Below are 19,562 nucleotides of genomic sequence, written 5' to 3'. Positions count from 1 at the left end.
TTCGGCGGGACCGGTTTTCGGCCTCAATCGATCACGCCAAGCCGCGGAAACGCGTCCGGGGCGGCGGCCAGCATGGCGCGGGCGCGGGCGGAATCGTCGTCCATCTGGCGGATCAGGGCCTCCAGGCTGTCGAATTTCAGCTCCTCGCGGATGAAGCCGACGAAGGCGCAGTCGAGCGCTTGTCCGTAGAGGTCGCCCTTGAAGTCGAACAGGAAGATTTCCAGCAGCGGCGCGCCATTATCAAAGGTCGGACGGCGGCCGAAGCTCGCCACCCCGTCCAGCCGCTCGGCGCCGTGGCCGACCCGCACCGCATAGATGCCGTGCTTGAGGCCGCAATTGGCATCGAGGCGGATGTTGGCGGTGGGATAGCCGAGGTCGCGGCCACGCTTCTCGCCGTGGATCACCTCGCCGGTGATGAACCAGGGCGCGCCCAGCATGGTGGTGGCCTCGTCGATCTGGCCCTCCGCGAGCGCGATCCGGATGGCGCTGGAGGAGACCGGCCGCTCGTCGATGTCGACATGGGCCTGCACGTCGACCTCGATGCCGAGCCGGGGCGCCTCGTTGACCAGGAGGCTCGGCGAGCCGACGCGACCCTTGCCGAAATGGAAGTCGTAGCCGACCGCGATGCCGCTGACGCCGAGGCGTCCGATCAGGTCATGGTGAATGAAGTCTTGCGCGCTGGTCCCGGCCCTGGCCTTGTCGAAGGTCATGACCACGGCGCCGGCGAGCCCGGTTCCGGCCAGAAGCCGCAGCTTGGCCGGCTCGTCCGTCAGCCGGAATTGCGGAGTGTTCGGGCTGAAAAACCGGCGCGGATGCGGCTCGAAGGTCAATGCCAGCGCAGGGCGGCCATGCGCCCGGCCCATTTCCAGGGCGGCGGCGATCACCGCGCGATGGCCGAGATGAACGCCGTCGAAATTGCCCATGGCGACCACGGCGCCCCTCAAAATCGCGGAATCCGGCGTTGTGTCGCGGATAACGGTAAAATGCGGGACCATCAGGGGAATTCTCGAAGCGGCAGGACCTGCGGACCGTGGCTTGACCGGCCGGACGAAGTCAAGCGGCAGGGGGAGCGGCCGCATTGAACGTGATTTCAGTCCTTCGGAGGCGCCCCCAGTTAACGCGCTGTTTAACGCCTTGGTGCTAGTCCTTGAAATGTGGAACAGCGGGGCTCCGGCCCCGGTAGGTCCGATCGTAATATTTCCTGGGTTTGCGTTGGGGGAGTCGAGATGGCGGTTGATTTGTCGATGTCGGTTCTGGTGGTTGATGACTACAGCACCATGATCCGTATCATCAGGAATCTCCTGAAGCAGCTTGGCTTCGAGAATATCGATGATGCAAGCGACGGTTCGGCGGCGCTGAACAAGATGCGTGGCAAGAAGTACGGGCTCGTGATTTCCGATTGGAACATGGAGCCGATGACGGGTTACGACCTGCTGCGCGAAGTGCGCGCGGATCCGAACCTCGCCACCACGCCTTTCATCATGATCACCGCGGAATCGAAGACCGAGAACGTGATCGCGGCCAAGAAGGCCGGCGTGAACAACTACATCGTCAAGCCGTTCAACGCGGCGACGCTGAAGACCAAGATCGAAGCGGTCTTCCCGGACATGGCGAGCGCGTAAGCGCCGCCTGACCGCATAGCAGCTCTCTATAGAGATCATCATGCCCGGGCTCGTCCCGGGCATCCACGTTCTTGGATCCTGCAAATGAAGACGTGGATGGCCAGGGCGTAGGCGAGCGGAAGCGACACCGTCCTCCGGACGGCTAAGCCCGGCCATGACGGCATTTGGGTCTAAGCAATTGGTCTAAGCCCGCAGCACCTGCGTGGGCTCCACCGTCACCACTTCAATTCGCGCATCAGCGCCTTGGGCGGGTGACCGAACAACTCCATCACCGATTTCGGGTCGAGCTGGTCGAGGCCCTCGAACTCCTCGGCATGGATGCCGCGGGTGACGAACAGGCAGTCGATGCCGAATTCGCGCGCGCCGGTGAGGTCGGTGCGGACGGAATCGCCGATCGCCAGCACCTTCTTCCGGTCGATCATGTGACCCTGGCGTTCGCCGGCGAGCATCATCGCGCGCTCGTAGATCGGGCGATGCGGCTTGCCGTAGAAGATCACCTCGCCGCCGAGTTCGCGATAGAGTTCCGCGATCGCGCCGGCGCAATAGATCAGCCGGTCACCGCGTTCCACCACGATATCGGGATTGGCGCAGACCAGCGTCAGCTTGCGCTCGCGCGCCTTCAGCATCATGCCGCGATAGTCTTCCGCCGTCTCGGTCTCGTCGTCATAGAGGCCGGTGCAGACGATGTAGTCGGCTTCTTCCAGCGGCGCGGTCGTCGCATCGAGGCCGCGATAGATCGAGTTGTCGCGCTCGGGTCCGAGCCAGAACATCTTGCGGCCGGGATGCTCGGCGACATAGAGCCGCGTCAAGTCGCCCGACGAGACGATCGCGTCATAGGTCTCGTCCGCGACGCCGAGCTTGCGCAATTGCCGTTGGACGGAGTCGGCCGGGCGCGGGGCGTTGGTGATCAGGATCACCGTACCGCCGCGGCTGCGATAGGTATGCAGCGCCTCGCAGGCCTCGGGAAAGGATTCCAGGCCGTTGTGGACCACGCCCCAGATGTCGCTGAGCACAACGTCAACGCCGCCCACGAGCTCGCGCAGGCTTTCGGCGAAATGCAGCGTGGTCATGATGCGTGCGGCCGATCAGATCCGGCGCGCGAGCGCCGCGTTGCCGGTGATGCGTTGGGCTGGAGGCGCTGAAGACGTCGCGCCAGATGTCGCGCCTTGGCTGGGAGAAGCGGAGCCATTGGATCCCTGAATTTCCTGCGCCGGGTTCGGCGAGGCCCCGCCGGTAGCAGATGCCCCCTCGGGCCGCAATGGCCGGGGCGGGGCGAACAGGAACCCCTGACCGAACCGTACGTCATAGTCGAGCAAATCGACCACTGCGCGCTCGCCCTCGATCCGTTCGGCGATCAGGTCGATGCCGAAGCGGCCGAGCAGGTCGGAGAGGTCGGAAGGGTGGATGTCCGAGGTCGAGGCCTGCCTGGGGTCGAGCAGGAGGGACGCCGGCACCTTGATGAAGCGCACGCCGCGATCGGCGAGCTCGCGCGGCTCGATCCTGAGGTCTGTGACATGGTCGATCGAGAAGCGGAAACCGCGCTGGGCGAGCGCCGCGAGATTCTCGGTCTCGGCCGGACCGAGATTGCGGAACGTCGACTGCTTGAACTCCAGCACCAGCGAGGGCGCCAGCGCCCGGTTGGCTTCGAGGAAGTCGAGGCACTGCGCGAAGCTGGTGGAATTGCCGAGCGTGGAGGCCGCGACGTTGCAGAACACGCCGACATCCTTGTTGCGCACCATCAGGCGCCGCAGCACCTGCACGCAGCGCAGCATCACCATGTTGTCGATGCGTCCGATCAGACCCGAGGCTTCGGCGATGCTGATGAATTCCTCGGCGGCGATCAGCTGGTCGCGCTCGTCGCGCAGGCGCGTCACGGCTTCGTAGAACCGCACCTTGCGCTGCGGCAGCGTCACCATCGGCTGGAGGAAGATGTCGATGCGGTTCTCGTCGATGGCGTTGCGCAGGGTCGCCAGTAACTGGGTCTGGTTGCGGCCATTGGCCGTCTGAACCGGAACGGCGGCCTGGGTCTGGATCGCCGGTGTTGGCCGCGGCGGCGGTGCGGGCAGTGGCGGAGGGGCGGCCGGCCGCTCCTCGAAGGGCGCAATCAGGTCGAGCGGCGCCTCCGGCTCTGGCCGGGCGACTGGAGCGGGGGCGGGCGTCGGCGCGGCCCCGGCCAGGAGGTCTTCATGGGCTGACACGGTGGTGGCGAGCTGCCTGACCAGCCCGCCGAGCTCGTTGATCTCGCCGACCACTGACTGGATGCGGTCGGAGTTGGTCGAATTGGCCGAGGCGATGCGCCCCTCCATCGCCGCGAGCCGGCGGCCGAACTCGGCGACCTGGCGGGCGAGGTCGGCGGTGCCGCGCGAGAGGTCGGCGATCTGGCCGCCGACGTCACTGCGGTCGCGCAGCCGCATCGAGACCGCGTTGTAGAGGATCAGGAAGGTCAGCGCGGTCAGCGCCACGATGGCGGATTCGGTTCCGCTGATGCCGGCGACCGAGTAGAGGACAAGCCCGAGCGAGGCCGCGACCAGAACCATGCAGATGGCGATGAAGATCGTCGAAATGCGAATCATGCCGCGCGTTACGCCTCAAAGAGCTGACTGCCTCATCCGGGAAAACACGGGTCAGTGTGCGAACCCGTCACGCCTCGTGCTCCCCCAAGCAAGGCAACCTTATCATCATTGTTGATTCGAGGGGATAGCGGCCTGTTCGCGGAGATGGAGCATGATCCGGAAAAGTGTGCAGCGGTTTTCCCTCGCGACAAACGCGGAACGCGTTTGCGCGGAGATTATGCCCAGACAGTCTAGGTCAGGCCGGCCCGGCGAAAGCCTTCGAGATAGTGCTCGCGGTCGGCGGCGAGCTTGATCGGCATGAACTCGGCGATCCAGGCGAGCGAGACGTTGGGCTGGGCACGGTGGAGTTCCTTCAGCGCCGCGCGGGCGGTCTCGGCTTGCCCGGCCATCGCCGCGGCCGCGGTCAGCACCCGGTGCCCGCCGACGAAGTCACTGCGCTGGCGCAGGGCTTCCTGTGCGAGCCGGATCGCTTCCGCATAGTCCCTGCCGAGGAAGCGGGCAAAGGCGGCGATGCCGAAATAGACGGGTGCGTAGGGGTCGCGCGGGCTGAGGCGGATCGCCCGCCGCGCGGCGTCGTCGGCATCCCGCCAGCGGCCGCAATAGCTGAGCGTCAGGCCATAGTAGCCCTGCGCCAGCGCAAAGTTCGGATTGAGCCGCAGCGCGGTCTCGAATTCGGCAAGCGAATCCTCGAACCGGCGTGCGAACAGATCGACATGGCCGAGCGCATTATGCGCCCAGGCATCCTGGTCGTCGGCGCGGATCGCGGCCCGCGCCGCGCGCTCGGCCACCGGCAGCGCCGCGGCCATCTCCATCCAGCCCATATGCGCCGTGAACATGTAGCTGGTGCCGAGCAGCCCGAGCGCCTTGCCGTAGTTCGGGTCTAGCGCGATGGCCTTTTCGAGCAGGGCTCGCGCCGCGACGTGGTCCTGCCGCGTCACGCGCCAGTAGTGGGAGAGGGCGCGCATCAGAAGGTCCCAGGCGTCCAGGCTGTCGGGCGGCTTGCGCTCGGCGCGAAAATTCTCCGCGGCATAGAGCTGCGGCTCGATCGCGGCGACGATGCGTTCGGTGATCTCGTCCTGTACGGCGAAGACGTCGGCGAGCTCGCGGTCGTAGCGTTCGGCCCAGAGATGGCTGCCGGTGGCGACATCGTTGAGCTGCGCGGTGATGCGGACGCGGTCGCCGTCCTTGCGGACGCTGCCCTCGACGACATAGCGCACGCCGAGCTCCTCGGCGACCTGCCGCAGGTGAACCGTGCGGCCCTTGTAGATGAAGGAGGAGTTGCGCGCGATCACGAAGAACCAGCGCAGCTTCGACAGCGCGGTGATGATGTCCTCGCTGATGCCGTCGGAGAAATAATCCTGCTCGGCCTCGCCGCTCATGTTGGTGAAGGGCAGGACGGCGATTGCGGGACGATCGGGCAGCGGCAATTCCGTCGGTGTTGCGTCGGGCGGCTTGCCCGGCGCCGACGATGAGGCCGCGGCGGAGCGTTCGGTCACTTCGCCGACGAACCGCACGCCTTTGCGCGCGACGGTGCGGATCAGCCGCTGATCTTCGCCATTGTCATTGACCGCGCGCCGCGCCGCGTTGATCCGGCTGGTCAGCGTCGATTCCGAGACGACGCGGCCGTTCCAGATCGCGTCGAGCAGATTGTCGCGCGTGACCACGCGCTCGCGGTTGCGGACCAGATAAAGCAGGAGATCGAACACCTGGGGCTCGAGCGCGACGAGCGTCTCCGCCCGCCGCAATTCGCGGCGCGCGGGGTCGAGCACGAAATCCTCGAAATGAAATGTCACGCCACCCTCGGCTCGCGCGGGGAAATCAAGGTGTTCTCAGCGTAAAATAACGCCACTCTCAAGGCCAGCGAGCCGCATGCGCCCTATCGTCCCGGCGTCTTCAACCGCAGGAGAATTGCCATGTCGACATCCGCCGCGCTCAAGCCGGCCATCGCCCAACCCGATCTCGCCGCCGTCAAGCAACGCCAGCACGGCGCCTGGTCATCCGGCGACTACGCCATTGTCGGCACCACCTTGCAGATCGTCGGCGAGCAACTCTGCGAGGCGCTCGACTTGCGCGCCGGCAGCAAGGTGCTTGATGTCGCCGCGGGCAACGGCAATGCGACGCTGGCCGCCGCGCGCCGCTGGTGCGACGTCACATCAACCGATTATGTTCCCGCGTTGCTCAAGCGGGGACGCGAACGGGCCGCGGCGGAGCATCTGATGGTCGAATTCCGTGAAGCGGATGCCGAAGCGCTGCCGTTTGCGGATGCCAGCTACGACGTCGTGCTCTCGACCTTCGGCGTCATGTTCACGCCGGATCAGGACAAGGCGGCGTCCGAGCTCGCGCGGGTCTGCAAGTCCGGCGGCAAGATCGGTCTCGCCAACTGGACGCCCCAGGGCTTCATCGGTCAGCTCTTCAAGACCATCGGCAGGCATGTGCCGCCGCCGGCGGGCGTGAAGTCGCCGGCCTTGTGGGGCACCCCCGGGCGGCTCGAAGAGATGTTCGGTGGCCAGGCCTCCGAGATCGCCGCCGAGCCGCGCATGTTCGCTTTCCGCTATCGCTCGCCGGAGCACTGGCTCGAGGTTTTCAAATCCTATTACGGGCCGATGCTGAAAGCGTTCGTGGCGCTGGAGGAGACCGGCCAGGCTGCGCTGCGGCGCGATCTCATGGCGCTGCTCGGCGAATTCAACCGTGCCGACGACGGTACGGTGGTGGTGCATAGCGAGTATCTTGAGGTCGTGATCAGCAAGCGCTGAACTGCCGTCGTGATCCGGTCAGGCCGAGCCCCGGCCTGACCGCCGGCAATCAGGATGGCGCGGCGGCGCCGACCGTGTCGGCCGAGACGGCCTCGCGGGTGCCAAGCGGCTTGGGCGGCCCGGTGGTCGTATCCCGAAGGGTCTGCCGTTCGATCTCCGAGTTCAGCTCGGCCCCGAACATGATGACGATCGCCGACATCCACATCCACATCATCAAGCCGATCGCCGCGCCGAGCGAGCCGTAGGTCGCGTTGTAATTGGCGAATTCCGAGAGATACCAGGACAGCAGCGCCGAGCCGGCGATCCAGAGAATGGCGGCCGTTACTGCGCCCAGGCTCAGCCATTGCCAGCGCGGCGCGTCGCGGCTGGGTGCGAAACGGTAGAGGACCGCAAGCGCCGCCAGCAGGATGACGAACAGCACCGGCCATCGCGCGAGAGCGACGATCAGCTTGCTCTCGGGCGCGATGCCGAGATGGTTGAGCGCGAGCGGGAAGGCGACCACGGTGCCCACCATCAGCAGCAGCGCCGCGATGCCGCCGACCGTGAAAGCCAACGACACCGTGTTCAGCCGGACGAAGCTGCGCTTTTCGCGCTCCTCATAGGCGACGTTGAGGGCGTCGAAGATGGCTTTGACGCCCGCATTGGCGCTCCAGATCGCGAGCAAGAGGCCAAACAGGAAGGTGACACCCAGGGCAGTATTGCCGTGGGACACCACGCGCGCGACCTGGTCCTCGACGATCTGGAACGCGCCCTCGGGCAGCATCATCGCGAGCGAATGCAGGTTGGAACTGATCGTCGAGGGATCGGCGAACAGGCCGTAGGATGAGACCAGCGCGGTCACGGCGGGAAAGATCGCGAGCAGCCCGAAGAAGACGACGCCGCCCGCGGTCGCGAGCAGGCGATCGTCGTCGATGCGCTGATAGGTGCGCCAGAAGATGTCTTTCCAGCCCGCCCACGGGATCGCGAAAGGGCTTTTCGCGCGCCGGCCGTGGCCGGGCTGCATGGCTGCGCCGGCCGGGCTCGTTTCCGGCGAGTTTGCTTCATTATTGCGATGGTCTTGCGGAGGCCCCGACCGGATGGGGCCGGACTCCTGAAAGTAGCGTTCCGCAGACAGCACGAAGACGGCCGTGGCGGCGACCAGCAACCAACTGTCGAAGTGCTCGGTGTGCCGCGCGCGCATTTCAAGCGTCCAATCTGTGGCCGTGCCGCCGCCGCCGTGCGGCCGTGAAGCCCAGCAGCCCGACGGCTGCGAGCATCAGACCCAGCTGCACGGGCCGGTTGGTCCGGCTCGACAGGGCGTTGCCGCCACGGCCACGTTCGCTCGGTGCGAGCGGCACCAGCGGAATCGTCGTTGCGACCTCTTTCACCGCCTGCTTGACGGTTCCGCGCGGGATCCGCGGGGTGGCGATCGCAACGCGCATGCGGCTGGCAAGCGGCACGATCGGCTTGTCCCGACGCTTCATTTGGGCCAGAGCCACGCCGGCGCAGGATATGGCCAGCACCAGGAGCACGGCCGCGACCGCACCAAAGCCCCAGAATTGTCCGTGGGTGATTGCGACCCAACGATAAAGGGCCACCAGGCCGACAAAGAAGGTGGCGATCAGGAACAGCCCGGCCACTGCGAACAATCCTGCCGCGACCGCATAGGACGTTACGCGGCCCGTGGCCTGATTGGTGCGGTCGCGCAGGTACGATCGCGCGGCGCGCTTGAGATGATTGATCTTGAGCGCCATTCCGGCGCGCAGCAATTCGCCCGATGGCGCGAGCATGCGGACATCCTCCGAGAACGAAAAATTCGTCGGGGGATGAACGTGGCGGAATTTGACTTGTTCCGCGCGGAGCGCGGGTGCCGGGACGGATCAGCCGAGATCGGCGGCCGAAATCCAGAACACCTCGCCCTCGGAGTCCTCGGTGTCGAGCCAGAGCAGCGGCAGTTCCGGAAAGGCCTCGTCGACCAGTTCGCGGCCGCGGCCGATCTCGCAGATCAGGCCGCCATCCGGCGTCAGGTGATCGGGCGCATCGCGCAGGATCCGGCGCACCACGTCGAGACCGTCGGGGCCACCGTCAAAGGCGAGTTTTGGTTCGGCGCGGCATTCCGGCGGCAGCGCGGCCATGCCTTCGGCGTCGACGTAAGGCGGATTGGTGATGATGAGGTCGTAGCGCGCATCGCCGAGTGGGGCGAACAGGTCGCCGCGATGCAGGCTGATCCGGTCATCGAGCCCGAATTCGCCGACATTTCGCGTGGCGACTTCGAGCGCGCCCTTGGAGATGTCGACGGCATCAACGGTGGCATTCGGGAAATGGTGCGCGGCGAGGATGGCGAGACATCCAGAGCCCGTGCAGAGATCGAGCACACGTTCGACGGCCGTGGGGTCGTCGATCAGCGAGCCGGCCTCGCCCTCGCCGCCGAAATGCGACTCCAGCAGCTCGCCGATGAAGGAGCGCGGAACGATGACCCGCTCGTCGACATAGAACGGCAGGCCGCGCATGTAGATCTTGTTGACGAGATAGGCGGTCGGTTTGCGCGTGGTGACGCGCTGATGGATGAGGTCGACGATGGTCTTGCCTTCCGCCGACGTGACGCAGGCATGGGCAAAGATCTCGAACTGGTCGGGATGCAGATGCAGGGCTTCGCAGACCAGGAAGGCTGCTTCGGCGACCGGATCCGTCGTGCCATGGGCGAAGGCAAGTTTTGCTTCAACGAAGCGGCTCACGGCATAGCGGACGAAATCGATCAGCGTGAGCAGCTCGCCGCGGCCGACCTTCGCGAGTTTCGGTGCCGCGCGGCCGCGCGTGGTCTTCTTGGATGCTTTTGCCATCAGGATCGGGTCCAGCGTGCGGCGGCCTCGTCGTCACGGGCGTGGGCTTCGACCCAGCCGGTGCCGGTGGCGTTCTCTTCCTTCTTCCAGAACGGCGCGCTGGTCTTGAGATAATCCATCAGGAACTCGGCTGCCTGGAATGCCGCCTGGCGGTGCTGCGACGCCGTGAGCACCAGCACGATATTCTGCCCCGGCATGAACCGGCCGACGCGATGAATGATGGTGACGCCGTTCAGCGGCCAGCGCGATGTAGCTTCGTCGGCATGGCGCTTGATCTCTTCTTCCGCCATGCCGGGATAATGTTCGAGCGTGAGGGCGGCGATCTTCGCGCTGTCCTCGTCGCCGCGGCAGATGCCGGAAAAGCTCACGACCGCGCCGATGTCGGTGCGGCTCCCGGTCAGGATCGCGATCTCGCGCGCGATGTCGAAATCGTCCTGCTGGATGCGGATGGTGACGGGGCAGGGGCTGACGGGGGCGGTGCTTACGGGGGCGGTCATGGCCTAGCCGCCGGTCATCGGCGGGAAAAAGGCGATCTCGCGGGCGCCCGCGATCGCGGCGTCCGATTTGACGTGGGCATGATCGATCGCGGTGCGGATCACCTTCGGCTTCTCGAACGCGTAGGCATAGGCCTCGCTCTGGCCGGACAGCCAGGCGATCAGCTCCTCGACGGTGCGCACGGTCGCCGGCGGCTCGATGGTCTCCTCGGCCTTGCCGACGCGCTCGCGCACCCAGGCGAAGTACTTCACCTTCATGCCTCATCCTCCTTGATGAGGTGATGGATGCCGGCGCGGAAATAGTCGTAGCCAGTGTAGATGGTGAGGATCGCCGAGGCCCAGAGCAGCGCCAGCCCGATCATCGAGACCACGGGCACCACCTCATCGCCGGCCGGGCCCGCGAGCAGGAAGCCGATGGCGATGAGCTGAACGGTCGTCTTCCACTTCGCGAGCTTTGTCACGGGAACGCTCACCCGCAACGCCGCGAGATATTCGCGCAGGCCCGAGACCAGGATCTCGCGGCACAGGATCACGATGGCGGCCCACAGCGACCAGCCATGGATGATGCCGTCGGCAGCCAGCATCAGCAGGCAGGAGGCCACCAGCAGCTTGTCGGCGATCGGATCGAGCATCCGACCGAATGCCGATTGCTGATTCCAGATCCGCGCGTAATAGCCGTCGAGGTAATCGGTCACTGCTGCCGCGATGAAGATGGCGACCGCGACCCAGCGCAGCCACAGCGGCTGATCCAGAATCGACTGCGCATAGATGCACCCGACCACGACCGGGATCGCGGCGATCCGGCCATAGGTCAGGATGTTCGGGAGGGACATCGCGCGGCTGGTCGTCCCTCGTGTCGTGGCGATGTTCATTCGTCCTACCAATACCGCTCGTGCCTGAAGGTCAACCGTCCCGCTCCCCAATTGGGGTGCAGCATGCGACGACCATATGACCAGGGCTCCCTTTGGGCCCCCTTAGTTCACCCCGGCTGGGGATGGAAATAGTCGAAAATCCTGCGGGCGCTCTCGGCGCTTACCCCCGGAACCTTGCCGAGATCGGCGATCGAGGCCCGCTCGATCTCCTTCAGGGTTCCGAAATGGTGCAGCAAGGCACGTTTGCGTGACGGGCCGATGCCCGGAATCTCCTGCAAACCGGCCTCGCGGATGTCCTTCTTGCGCAGCTTGCGGTGCGAGCCGATGACGAAGCGATGGGCCTCGTCGCGCAGGCGCTGGATGAAATAAAGCACGGGATCGCGCGGCTCCAGCTTGATCGCCTCGCGCTCCGGCATGAACAGGGTTTCGCGGCCGGCATCCCGGTCCGGTCCCTTGGCGACCGACATCAGCGACACCTGGGTCAGGCCGAGATTCGCAAAGATCTCCCGGACGGCGTTGAGCTGGCCGCGACCGCCGTCGATGATCACGAGGTCGGGCCATTGCGGGAAGTCGTCGTCCTTGGCCTTGCCGGCGGCGTCCTCGGGCGGATTGATCAGGCGCTTGAAGCGGCGTTCCAGCACCTCGCGCATCATGGCGAAATCGTCGCCCGGCGTGATCCCTTCCGACTTGATGTTGAACTTGCGGTACTGGTTCTTCACGAAGCCGTCGGGACCGGCGACGATCATGGCGCCGACCGCATTGGTGCCCTGGATGTGGCTGTTGTCGTAGACCTCGATGCGCTTGGGCGAATGCGGCAGGCTCAACGTCGTGGCCATGGCGTCGAGCAGCCGGCTCTGTGTCGCGGTGTCCGCGAGCTTGCGGCCGAGCGCCTCGCGCGCATTGGTCAGCGCGTGGGCGACCAGCTCCTTTTTCTCGCCGCGCTTGGGCGCCGTGACCTCGATCTTGTGGCCGGCCTTGATCGACAGCGCATTGGCGAGCAGCTCGCTTTCCTCGATCTCGTGCGAGAGCAGGATGTTCTTCGGCGGCGGCTTGTCGTCGTAGAACTGGGCGAGGAAGGAGCCCAGCACTTCCTCCGGCGTATAGGTCTTCTCCGCGCGCGGGAAATAGGCGCGGTTGCCCCAGTTCTGGCCGGTGCGGAAGAAGAACACTTCGACGCAAAAGAAGCCGCCCTCCTGGTGGACCGCGAACACGTCGGCTTCTTCCACCGTGCGCGGATTGATGCCCTGCTGCGACTGGATCGCCGACAACGCGGCGAGGCGGTCACGGTAGAGCGCCGCGCTCTCGAATTCGAGCTCGCCGGAGGCCTTCTCCATCTCGGCGGCAAGCTCCTGCTTCACCGCGTGGCTCTTGCCGGAGAGGAAGTCGGTCGCCTCGCGCACCAGCGTCGTATAGCCGGGGAAGTCGATCTCGCGGGTGCAGGGGCCGGCGCAGCGGCGGATCTGGTAGAGCAGGCAGGGCCGCGAGCGGCTCTCGAAGAAGGAATCGGTGCAGGAGCGGATCAGGAACGCGCGCTGCAAGGCGGTGATGGTGCGGTTGACCGCACCGGCGGAAGCGAACGGGCCGAAATAGCGCCCGGGCCGGGTCTGCGCGCCGCGGTGCTTCAGAATCTGCGGCGCCCAATGGTCGCCGGTGATCAGGATGTAGGGAAACGACTTGTCGTCGCGCAGCTGCACGTTGAAGCGCGGCCGGAGCTGCTTAATGAGGTTGGCTTCCAGCAGCAGCGCTTCGGTCTCGGTGTTGGTCGAGACGATCTCCACGGTCACCGTGGCCGCGATCATGCGCAGGATGCGCGCCGGTTGCGGCGCGCTCTGGCGCGCATAGTTCGACAGGCGCTTTTTGACGTTCTTGGCCTTGCCGACATAGAGCACGTCGGCATTGGCGCTGAGCATGCGGTAGACGCCCGGCGAGGTGGGCGCGAGGCGCACCGCGCGCTCGATCGCCTCGTGGCCGGTCGCCAGCGGCTCTTCGCCGACCGCGCCGCTCTCCTCCAGAATGTCAGGCAGCAGCGCATCGTCCTCGTCCTCGCCAGCGGTGGTGGCGGGATCGAGGTCCGGCGGCGCCAGGCTCTCCGGCGGGGCGTCGGCCGTCGTGCCGCGCGGCGGTTTGCGCGCGCGCGCGTCGTCCGGATTGTCGGTGGAATCGTGAGCCATGATGCGAATTTAAGCGCTGGGGGTGCCGATTTGAAGTTCCAGCCTTGCGGCACACACAGGATGGCGGCGCAGTTCCCGGTAACGCTTGCTTAAGCCTGTTAACAGCGCGGTAACCCGGCTTAACAGGCCTTTAACCTAAAACTCTCGATAAATCTTACGCGAAAAAGAGGAGGTTCCGTAACCATGCGATTTTGCCTCGCGCGGCGGCGCAGGCATCGCGGGGAGCGGCAGTTGCGTTGGAGAGTACCGATGAGGGGGTTCGTTGTAGGCGCGGCCGTGTTGGTTGCAGCCGGCTGGACAGCTTCGGCAGAGGCCGCCGATCTCAATTACGGGCAGGGTGCGCCCTACACCGTCAATCAGCCGCTCAATGCCTATAGCTGGGCCGGTCCGTATCTCGGTGCCAATCTCGGCTATGAGTGGGGCTCGGTGAGTAACTCGCCCGTCAAGCCCTCCGGTTTCGTCGGCGGTGTGCAGGCCGGCTACAATTTCCAGAACGGTCCATGGGTGTTCGGCGTCGAGGGCGATATCCAGGCCGCCGGCGCTGATGACACCTTCGCGCCGTGGAAGTTCTCCAATCCCTGGTTCGGCACGCTGCGCGGCCGTGCCGGCTATGCGTTCAGCAACGTGCTGTTCTACGGCACCGCCGGCCTCGCCTTCGGCGAGCTGCGCGCGCAGACATTCGGCTGGACGGAATCGCACACCACCGCAGGCTGGACCATCGGTGCCGGCGCGGAAGTCGGCTTCGCGCCGAACTGGAGCGCCAAGCTCGAATATCTCTACATCGATCTGTCGACGAGCCAGTTCGCAATTACCGGCGTGTCAAACGGCTATAGCGCCAGCGTTGTGCGCGCAGGCGTGAACTATCACTTCTGATAGCTGAAGAAGAAAATACCGGACAACAACCTCCCGGCCGCTCGCGGCCGGGATTTTTTTTCGCTAGGTGTTCGCTCGAAAACGCCCTAGGAGAGGATGACCAAATTGACCGCCTTTGGTCCCTTCCCCTTCTTGTCCGGCTCGACCTCAAAAGTAATGCGCTGTCCTTCGGCGAGATCTTTCAGTCCCGCCCGCTCTACAGCAGTAATGTGCACGAAGACGTCGCGGCCGCCGTCGTCGGGCTTGATGAAACCGTAGCCTCGCTCACCGTTGAAAAACTTAACCGTTCCCGTCATGGCCATCGGGAAAAACTCCCCCTCATTGCTCCTCCGTCGCGACGCAGACTCACGTCACGACATGACCGGGCCTTACGAAGCCCGGGAGCTGGCCATCCTTGGGCGGACCATTTCTTTCGGTCCGATCGGATCTTTCTTAGGCCTTCACTCCGCCGCAACCATTCGCGGAAGCGGAACGTAAAGCCAGTCACGGAAACAGCATAATACGGTTCTCTGCAGATTGACTACCGCTCCTGCATATTTTTCCCAAGAATGCCGGGGTGTTACGGCTTCGGCACCTCTAATCGGAATCTGGCAGCTCCGCCCTGTCCGAGCGGCATTTCCAGCTCGGGCAGGAGCGTCTTGAGCTCGCCGTGCAGCGTGTACGGCGGATTGACGATCAACAATCCGGCGGAGGTGAGGGCAGCGCCATCAAGCTGCGGCGCGACACTGAATTCGAGACGCAGACATTTTCCCGGTGGTTTTGCTGCGGCCGCGAGCCGCGCCACTGATTGCACCAGCGTGTCGGTGGCGCGTCGGCTCTTGGCCGGATACCAGATTACATAGATACCGGTCGGCCATTTCGTGAAAGCCGCCGAGAAGGCGTCGCCGAGCTTTTCGAACTCGTCTTTCGCCTCGAACGGCGGGTCGATCAGCACGAGCCCGCGCCGTTCCTTCGGTGGCACGAAGGCCAGCAGCGCGACCCAGCCGTCGAGATCAACCACGCGCGCCTGTTCGTCGCGGCGCAGCACACCGATAAGCGCCTTGCGCGCGTTCGGCTCAAGCTCGCAGGCAACGAGGCGGTCTTGCGGCCGCAGCAGGCCGCGCGCGATCAGCGGCGAACCCGGATAAGCCTTGAGCTCGCCCTTCGGATTGAAGGCGCGAACGATGTCGAGATAGGGCTTGGCCAGCGCCACGGCGTCGTTCGACAGGCGCGCCTGCATCAGCCGCGCGATGCCGGTCAGCCATTCGCCGCTGCGGCGCGCTTCGTCGCTTTCGAGATCGTAGAGGCCGGTGCCGGCATGGGTGTCGATGACACGGAATGCCCCCGGCTTGTCCTGGAGGTAAGTAATGATGCGCGCGAGCACGATGTGCTTGATGACATCGGCGAAGTTTCCGGCGTGGAAGGCGTGACGGTAGTTCATGGTGGAGAGTTACGACATCGCGCGATGAAAGTAACTGCCGTCATTCCGGGGCAGTGCGCAGCACTGAACCCGGAATCCATTTCGCCACCCGTTACGCGGGTAAATGGATTCCGGGTTCACGCTTCGCGTGCCCCGGAATGACGGCGACGCAGTCTATCCACCCCTGATCGGCGGCATCGTCACCTGGTCGCGGCGGCAGGCGCGACGCTCGATCTCCTCGCAGGCCCGGAATTGCAGGTCCTTGCTGAGGCAGATGCGGACCTCGGAGAGCCGGGTCCGGTTGCAGGTGACCGAGATGGCCGCGTTGCTCAGGCCCGCATTGGCCTTGATGAAGGCTTCCTCCACCTCGCCCGGTGCCACGGTCTTGGCCTGCGACAGTTCGAGATATTCCGCCGGGATCTTGATCGCAGCGCGCGCCTTTCGAATCGTCTCGAAATAATTGCGGCTGTCGAGCCCGGAGCAGGTGCCGTGCTTGTCCCACTCGTTGAAGATCAGCCCCGGCGCCGGCATCAAATCGAGCATCGAAGAGACGATGTTGCGGTTCAGGCGTGGCGATGGCCGCTGGCAATATTCGGGGAAGCCGTTCTCGTATTGCGGCCAAAGCCCGTGCACCACGAACGCGTAGGGCCGCCCGCTGCACTGCATCTGCGAACGACCGCCGCCGCGGTTGCGCTCGGACGCCTCCTCGCAGAACGAGGGCGACCATGACAGCGACAGCACATAGAAATCGAATTCGCCGGGCGCGTTCTGCCGTTTGTCCTGGGCCTTCGCGCCGCCCGGCAGCGCGACCAGCCCGGCGGCAAGAACCAGGGGAAGGGTCAGTGAGATCACGAGACGGGAGAACGAATGCAATCTAAAATGAAACATGGCGACGCCCCTCAACTAGACTGTGCAATCAGCCTAGCAGGCAACAAGAACATTTCAAGAACAAAATGCGAGATGGCCGTCAGCCGCCTGATCAGTCCGATTCAGGCCTTTCCGATCAAGGCTCGTCTATCAAGGCCTGGCGGCGCGGCAGGCCGGATTGTAGGCCCAGTTGCGGTCGAGCCCGACCACGCACCATTCGACGCCATTGCCGTAGCCGGCGAAGCCGCCATCCTCGATGATCGAGAAATGCACCTTGCGCACCTTGCCGTCATTGAGCATGGCGTCGCCGGTGCAATAGCGGCGCGGAATGTTGTCGGACTGCCAGGGCCGGAACGCGATCTCGTGAACGGCGGCGAAGCCTGTGATCTTCAACGAGGAATTCCAGAACGAGCTTTCCTTCTCCCAGAACTGGGTGGCGATGGTCGGCAGCGCCTTGTCGCAATCGACGACGGCGCCGTCATAGCGCGGCCCGTTCAGCCAGAAGTTCAACTCCAGCGGATTGGCGGCCCTGGCCTCACCGAGCGACAGCGCTCCGAACATGAGGCCAAGCAAGGCGGCAAAGCGGAGCGATTTCAGGGTGAGGGCGCGCATGGGCAATCCGGACTGCTGGGTCTTGCGAAGACTAGACGGTGCCGCGAAGGCCGGGGCAGGTCAAGTGCAGCGCGGCAACACTTGGCCAAGAGTTGACCCTAACCTCGTAGCCGGCGGGGCATCAGTTCTTTTCATGGGCATCCCGGCACCGTAAACTGGCGCCAACCAATTGGAGTGACGGGAATGCGAATCATTGCGGCCGCGGGCCTTCTTGCCCTGGGTATGATGGCCAGCCAGTCGGCACGCGCCGATATGCTTCCGGTGCCCCCGTTCAAGGGCAACGACACCGGCGGCATCATCGCTTATTCGCTGGCGACCCAGACCGATGCGCGGCAGGTCGCGGTCGATCACTGCGCGCGCTACGGCAAGGTCGTGAAATTCCTCGCGGTGCAGGCCTATGAGGGCGGCTATATCTCGTTCTCCTGCCGCTGGGTGCCCTACGGCGCCGCCCAACAGCCGATCCGCACGCTGTACTGAGGCGCTTTCGGAACGTCGCAATCTCTCAGCCGGGAGCTTCCCACATGACGCGCAAGCTCGCTTTGCTCGGCTCGGCCCTTTGTCTTGTGTTACAGGCAGGCAGCGCCAGCGCTGACGATCTGCCGGTGCGCAAGGCCGGTCTCTGGGAAATGAAGATGGTCAGGACCGGCACGCCCATGCCGGAGATGACCATGCAGCACTGTACCGACGAGACCGTCGACAAGGAGATGAACAACAACGTCTCCCCGATGGCCAAGCAGATCTGCGCCAAGCAGGACATCAAGAAGACCGCGACCGGCTATGTCAGCGATTCCGAGTGCAGCGTCGCCGGCATCAGCACGACCTCGCATGCCGAGATCACCGGCGATTTCAACTCGGCCTATACGGTGAAGACCTCGTCGCATGCGCAAGGCGGTGCCGCCGGAGCAGCAGGCCGCGACACCACGATGCAGCTCGAAGCCAAGTGGCTGGGGGCCTGCAAGCCCGACCAGAAGCCCGGCGACATCGTAATGCCCGGCGGCTTCAAGATGAACGTGCGTGACATGGACAAGTTGAAGGCGCTGCTGCCGAAGTAGGGTTGGGTGAGCCTCCCCTCTCCCATTGCAAGGGGAGAAGAAAGAGCAAAGCTACACCGGAATCCGCACACTCGCCCTTAGTCCCCCCATCGGGCTGTCGCCGAGGGTGATGTCGCCGCCATGCGAGCGCGCGATGTCGCGGGCGATGGCGAGGCCGAGGCCCGTGCCGCCTTCGTCCTGGTTGCGGGCGTTGTCGAGCCGGAGGAACGGCTTGAACACCTCTTCGCGCAAATGCGTGGGAATGCCGGGGCCGTCGTCCTCGACCGTGACGGTCAAATAACGGTGATCGCGCTGGCCGTTGATGGCGATGCTCTTGCCGTAGCGCGCCGCGTTGGTGACGAGGTTGGCGAGGCAACGCTTGAACGAGGCCGGCTTCACGGTGACCACGGGCAGGCCGTGGAACGCGACGGTCGCGGTGTGGCCGTGGCGCTCGGCGTCGCTGCGCAGTTCCTCGAGCGCCTGCGCCATGTCGGTCGGCTGCGACTGCTCGCCGGAATCGCCGCGGGCAAACGCAAGGTAGTCCTCCAGCATCATCGACATCTCGTCGACGTCCTTGCGCATGCCCTCGAGCTCCGGGTTGTCGCCAATCAGCGCCAGCTCGAGCTTGAACCGGGTCAGGATGGTGCGCAGATCGTGGCTGACGCCGGCAAGCATCGCGGTGCGCTGCTCCATCGTGCGCTCGATGCGTGACTTCATCTCGAGGAAGGCGACCGACGCGCGCCGCACCTCGCGCGCGCCGCGCGGCCGGAAGTTTGGCGCCTCGCGGCCCTTGCCGAAACTCTCGGCGGCGTCCGCCAGCCGCAGGATCGGCTTGATCTGGTTGCGCAGGAACAGCACCGCGACGATCAGCAGGATCGAGGACGTGCCGACCATCCAGAACAGGAAGATCTCCGAGTTCGAGGCATAGGCGGCGCTGCGCTGCGCGAACACGCGCATCACGGCATCGTCGAGCTGGATCCGGATCTCGACGAGGTTGGAGCGGCCGACGGTGTCGATCCAGAACGAGCGTCCGATCTGGCGGCCGAGCTGCACGGACAGCGTCTGGTCGAGCAGCGAGAAGAACGGCTTCGGCCCCGGCGGCGGCATGTCGCCGGCGGGCAGGAAATCGACGACGAGGCCGAGGCGCTGCTGGGCGATGCGGCGGATCTCGTTGCGATCCTTGTCCTGCGGATAGCCCTTGTAGACGTCGATCAGCGCGGCGATGTCTTGCACCACAGCAGCCGACAGGCGGCGCGTCACCGTGTTCCAGTGCCGCTCCATGAACACGAAGGCGACGACCGATTGCAGGATCACCATCGGCACGATCATGATGAGGAGTGCGCGCGCATAGAGGCCGGTCGGCATCCAGCCCTTGAACGCGTTGCCCATCCAGCCATTGGCGGCGGAGACGCGGCCGGCGGCGCTCTTCAACAGCGTCAGGCCGGTATCGATCGTGCTCATCGGTCGCGCTTCACT

The 19,562-nt window shown here is 65.1% G+C and carries 21 protein-coding genes; 5 read left to right on the top strand and 16 right to left on the bottom strand.

Features of this window, described 5'->3' with window-relative positions; translation table 11 throughout:
* Window positions 1-23: 23 nt before the first annotated feature.
* The gene (locus AC5ZFO_RS31070; protein ID WP_282521996.1) at window positions 24-995 is read right to left on the bottom strand and encodes a bifunctional riboflavin kinase/FAD synthetase; all 972 of its coding nucleotides are present in this window, start codon (window positions 993-995) and stop codon (window positions 24-26) included.
* Window positions 996-1,226: 231 nt separating this feature from the next.
* On the opposite strand from AC5ZFO_RS31070, the gene AC5ZFO_RS31065 reads away from it, so the two are divergent.
* The gene (locus tag AC5ZFO_RS31065; RefSeq protein ID WP_007596883.1) at window positions 1,227-1,622 is read left to right on the top strand and encodes a response regulator; all 396 of its coding nucleotides are present in this window, start codon (window positions 1,227-1,229) and stop codon (window positions 1,620-1,622) included.
* Between the two features lie 215 nt (window positions 1,623-1,837).
* Here the strand turns inward: AC5ZFO_RS31065 and AC5ZFO_RS31060 are convergent, their stop codons facing one another.
* The 3 genes from AC5ZFO_RS31060 to AC5ZFO_RS31050 form a co-directional block, all read right to left on the bottom strand.
* Window positions 1,838-2,692 carry a TIGR01459 family HAD-type hydrolase gene (locus AC5ZFO_RS31060; protein WP_014491965.1) on the bottom strand — a complete coding sequence of 285 codons (855 nt, stop codon included), beginning with the start codon at window positions 2,690-2,692 and terminating at the stop codon, window positions 1,838-1,840.
* Window positions 2,693-2,707: 15 nt separating this feature from the next.
* Window positions 2,708-4,195 (bottom strand): EAL domain-containing protein, encoded by a 1,488-nt coding sequence (locus tag AC5ZFO_RS31055; RefSeq protein ID WP_282521997.1) that lies wholly within the window; start codon window positions 4,193-4,195, stop codon window positions 2,708-2,710.
* Window positions 4,196-4,425: 230 nt separating this feature from the next.
* A complete protein-coding gene (locus AC5ZFO_RS31050; protein WP_496122971.1) occupies window positions 4,426-5,988 on the bottom strand; it encodes a winged helix-turn-helix domain-containing tetratricopeptide repeat protein in 1,563 nt (520 codons plus the stop codon).
* A gap of 120 nt (window positions 5,989-6,108) precedes the next feature.
* Between AC5ZFO_RS31050 and AC5ZFO_RS31045 the strand changes: the two genes are divergently transcribed.
* Complete coding sequence (locus AC5ZFO_RS31045) at window positions 6,109-6,948, top strand: class I SAM-dependent methyltransferase (RefSeq protein WP_282521999.1); 840 nt, start codon at window positions 6,109-6,111, stop codon at window positions 6,946-6,948.
* 49 nt (window positions 6,949-6,997) lie between these two features.
* Here AC5ZFO_RS31045 and AC5ZFO_RS31040 read toward each other — a convergent pair whose 3' ends face one another.
* From AC5ZFO_RS31040 to uvrC, 7 genes are all read right to left on the bottom strand, one after another.
* The gene (locus AC5ZFO_RS31040) at window positions 6,998-8,128 is read right to left on the bottom strand and encodes a YihY/virulence factor BrkB family protein (RefSeq protein WP_282522000.1); all 1,131 of its coding nucleotides are present in this window, start codon (window positions 8,126-8,128) and stop codon (window positions 6,998-7,000) included.
* 1 nt (window position 8,129) lies between these two features.
* Window positions 8,130-8,717, bottom strand: coding sequence for a phage holin family protein (locus AC5ZFO_RS31035; RefSeq protein WP_282522001.1), 588 nt, complete (start codon window positions 8,715-8,717; stop codon window positions 8,130-8,132).
* A gap of 90 nt (window positions 8,718-8,807) precedes the next feature.
* Window positions 8,808-9,767: a 50S ribosomal protein L3 N(5)-glutamine methyltransferase gene (gene prmB / locus AC5ZFO_RS31030; protein ID WP_282522002.1), complete on the bottom strand. Its 960-nt coding sequence runs from the start codon at window positions 9,765-9,767 to the stop codon at window positions 8,808-8,810.
* The gene (locus AC5ZFO_RS31025) at window positions 9,767-10,264 is read right to left on the bottom strand and encodes a molybdenum cofactor biosynthesis protein MoaE (RefSeq protein ID WP_282522003.1); all 498 of its coding nucleotides are present in this window, start codon (window positions 10,262-10,264) and stop codon (window positions 9,767-9,769) included. The genes prmB and AC5ZFO_RS31025 overlap by 1 nt, the downstream gene beginning before the upstream one ends.
* Window positions 10,265-10,267: 3 nt before the next feature.
* A complete protein-coding gene (moaD, locus tag AC5ZFO_RS31020) occupies window positions 10,268-10,519 on the bottom strand; it encodes a molybdopterin converting factor subunit 1 (RefSeq protein WP_018318355.1) in 252 nt (83 codons plus the stop codon).
* Window positions 10,516-11,133: a CDP-diacylglycerol--glycerol-3-phosphate 3-phosphatidyltransferase gene (gene pgsA, locus AC5ZFO_RS31015; protein WP_014491974.1), complete on the bottom strand. Its 618-nt coding sequence runs from the start codon at window positions 11,131-11,133 to the stop codon at window positions 10,516-10,518. Before pgsA ends, moaD begins: the two co-directional genes overlap by 4 nt.
* 107 nt (window positions 11,134-11,240) lie before the next feature.
* Complete coding sequence (gene uvrC, locus AC5ZFO_RS31010) at window positions 11,241-13,304, bottom strand: excinuclease ABC subunit UvrC (RefSeq protein ID WP_282522004.1); 2,064 nt, start codon at window positions 13,302-13,304, stop codon at window positions 11,241-11,243.
* 249 nt (window positions 13,305-13,553) lie between these two features.
* On the opposite strand from uvrC, the gene AC5ZFO_RS31005 reads away from it, so the two are divergent.
* Window positions 13,554-14,177 (top strand): outer membrane protein, encoded by a 624-nt coding sequence (locus AC5ZFO_RS31005; protein WP_014491976.1) that lies wholly within the window; start codon window positions 13,554-13,556, stop codon window positions 14,175-14,177.
* An 86-nt stretch (window positions 14,178-14,263) separates the two neighbouring features.
* Here AC5ZFO_RS31005 and AC5ZFO_RS31000 read toward each other — a convergent pair whose 3' ends face one another.
* The 4 genes from AC5ZFO_RS31000 to AC5ZFO_RS30985 form a co-directional block, all read right to left on the bottom strand.
* Window positions 14,264-14,479 carry a cold-shock protein gene (locus AC5ZFO_RS31000; protein WP_008544396.1) on the bottom strand — a complete coding sequence of 72 codons (216 nt, stop codon included), beginning with the start codon at window positions 14,477-14,479 and terminating at the stop codon, window positions 14,264-14,266.
* Window positions 14,480-14,736: 257 nt separating this feature from the next.
* Window positions 14,737-15,597 (bottom strand): 23S rRNA (adenine(2030)-N(6))-methyltransferase RlmJ, encoded by an 861-nt coding sequence (locus AC5ZFO_RS30995; protein WP_496122970.1) that lies wholly within the window; start codon window positions 15,595-15,597, stop codon window positions 14,737-14,739.
* Window positions 15,598-15,750: 153 nt separating this feature from the next.
* The gene (locus AC5ZFO_RS30990) at window positions 15,751-16,464 is read right to left on the bottom strand and encodes a ribonuclease T2 family protein (protein WP_282522006.1); all 714 of its coding nucleotides are present in this window, start codon (window positions 16,462-16,464) and stop codon (window positions 15,751-15,753) included.
* A 129-nt stretch (window positions 16,465-16,593) separates the two neighbouring features.
* Complete coding sequence (locus tag AC5ZFO_RS30985) at window positions 16,594-17,055, bottom strand: hypothetical protein (protein WP_282522007.1); 462 nt, start codon at window positions 17,053-17,055, stop codon at window positions 16,594-16,596.
* 183 nt (window positions 17,056-17,238) lie between these two features.
* Here AC5ZFO_RS30985 and AC5ZFO_RS30980 point away from each other — a divergent pair, with 183 nt between their 5' ends.
* Window positions 17,239-17,532, top strand: a complete 294-nt coding sequence (locus AC5ZFO_RS30980) for a hypothetical protein (RefSeq protein WP_282522008.1) — start codon at window positions 17,239-17,241, stop codon at window positions 17,530-17,532.
* A 44-nt stretch (window positions 17,533-17,576) separates the two neighbouring features.
* Entirely contained in the window at window positions 17,577-18,107 is a 531-nt protein-coding gene (locus AC5ZFO_RS30975; RefSeq protein WP_282522009.1) for a DUF3617 domain-containing protein, read from the top strand.
* Between the two features lie 51 nt (window positions 18,108-18,158).
* Here AC5ZFO_RS30975 and AC5ZFO_RS30970 read toward each other — a convergent pair whose 3' ends face one another.
* Window positions 18,159-19,547 (bottom strand): ATP-binding protein, encoded by a 1,389-nt coding sequence (locus AC5ZFO_RS30970; RefSeq protein ID WP_282522010.1) that lies wholly within the window; start codon window positions 19,545-19,547, stop codon window positions 18,159-18,161.
* Window positions 19,548-19,562: the final 15 nt, after the last annotated feature.

This window comes from Bradyrhizobium sp. Unk1, assembly GCF_059512345.1.
Note: the sequence above shows the minus strand (reverse complement) of the source record. Positions and strands in the feature narration are given on the sequence as shown.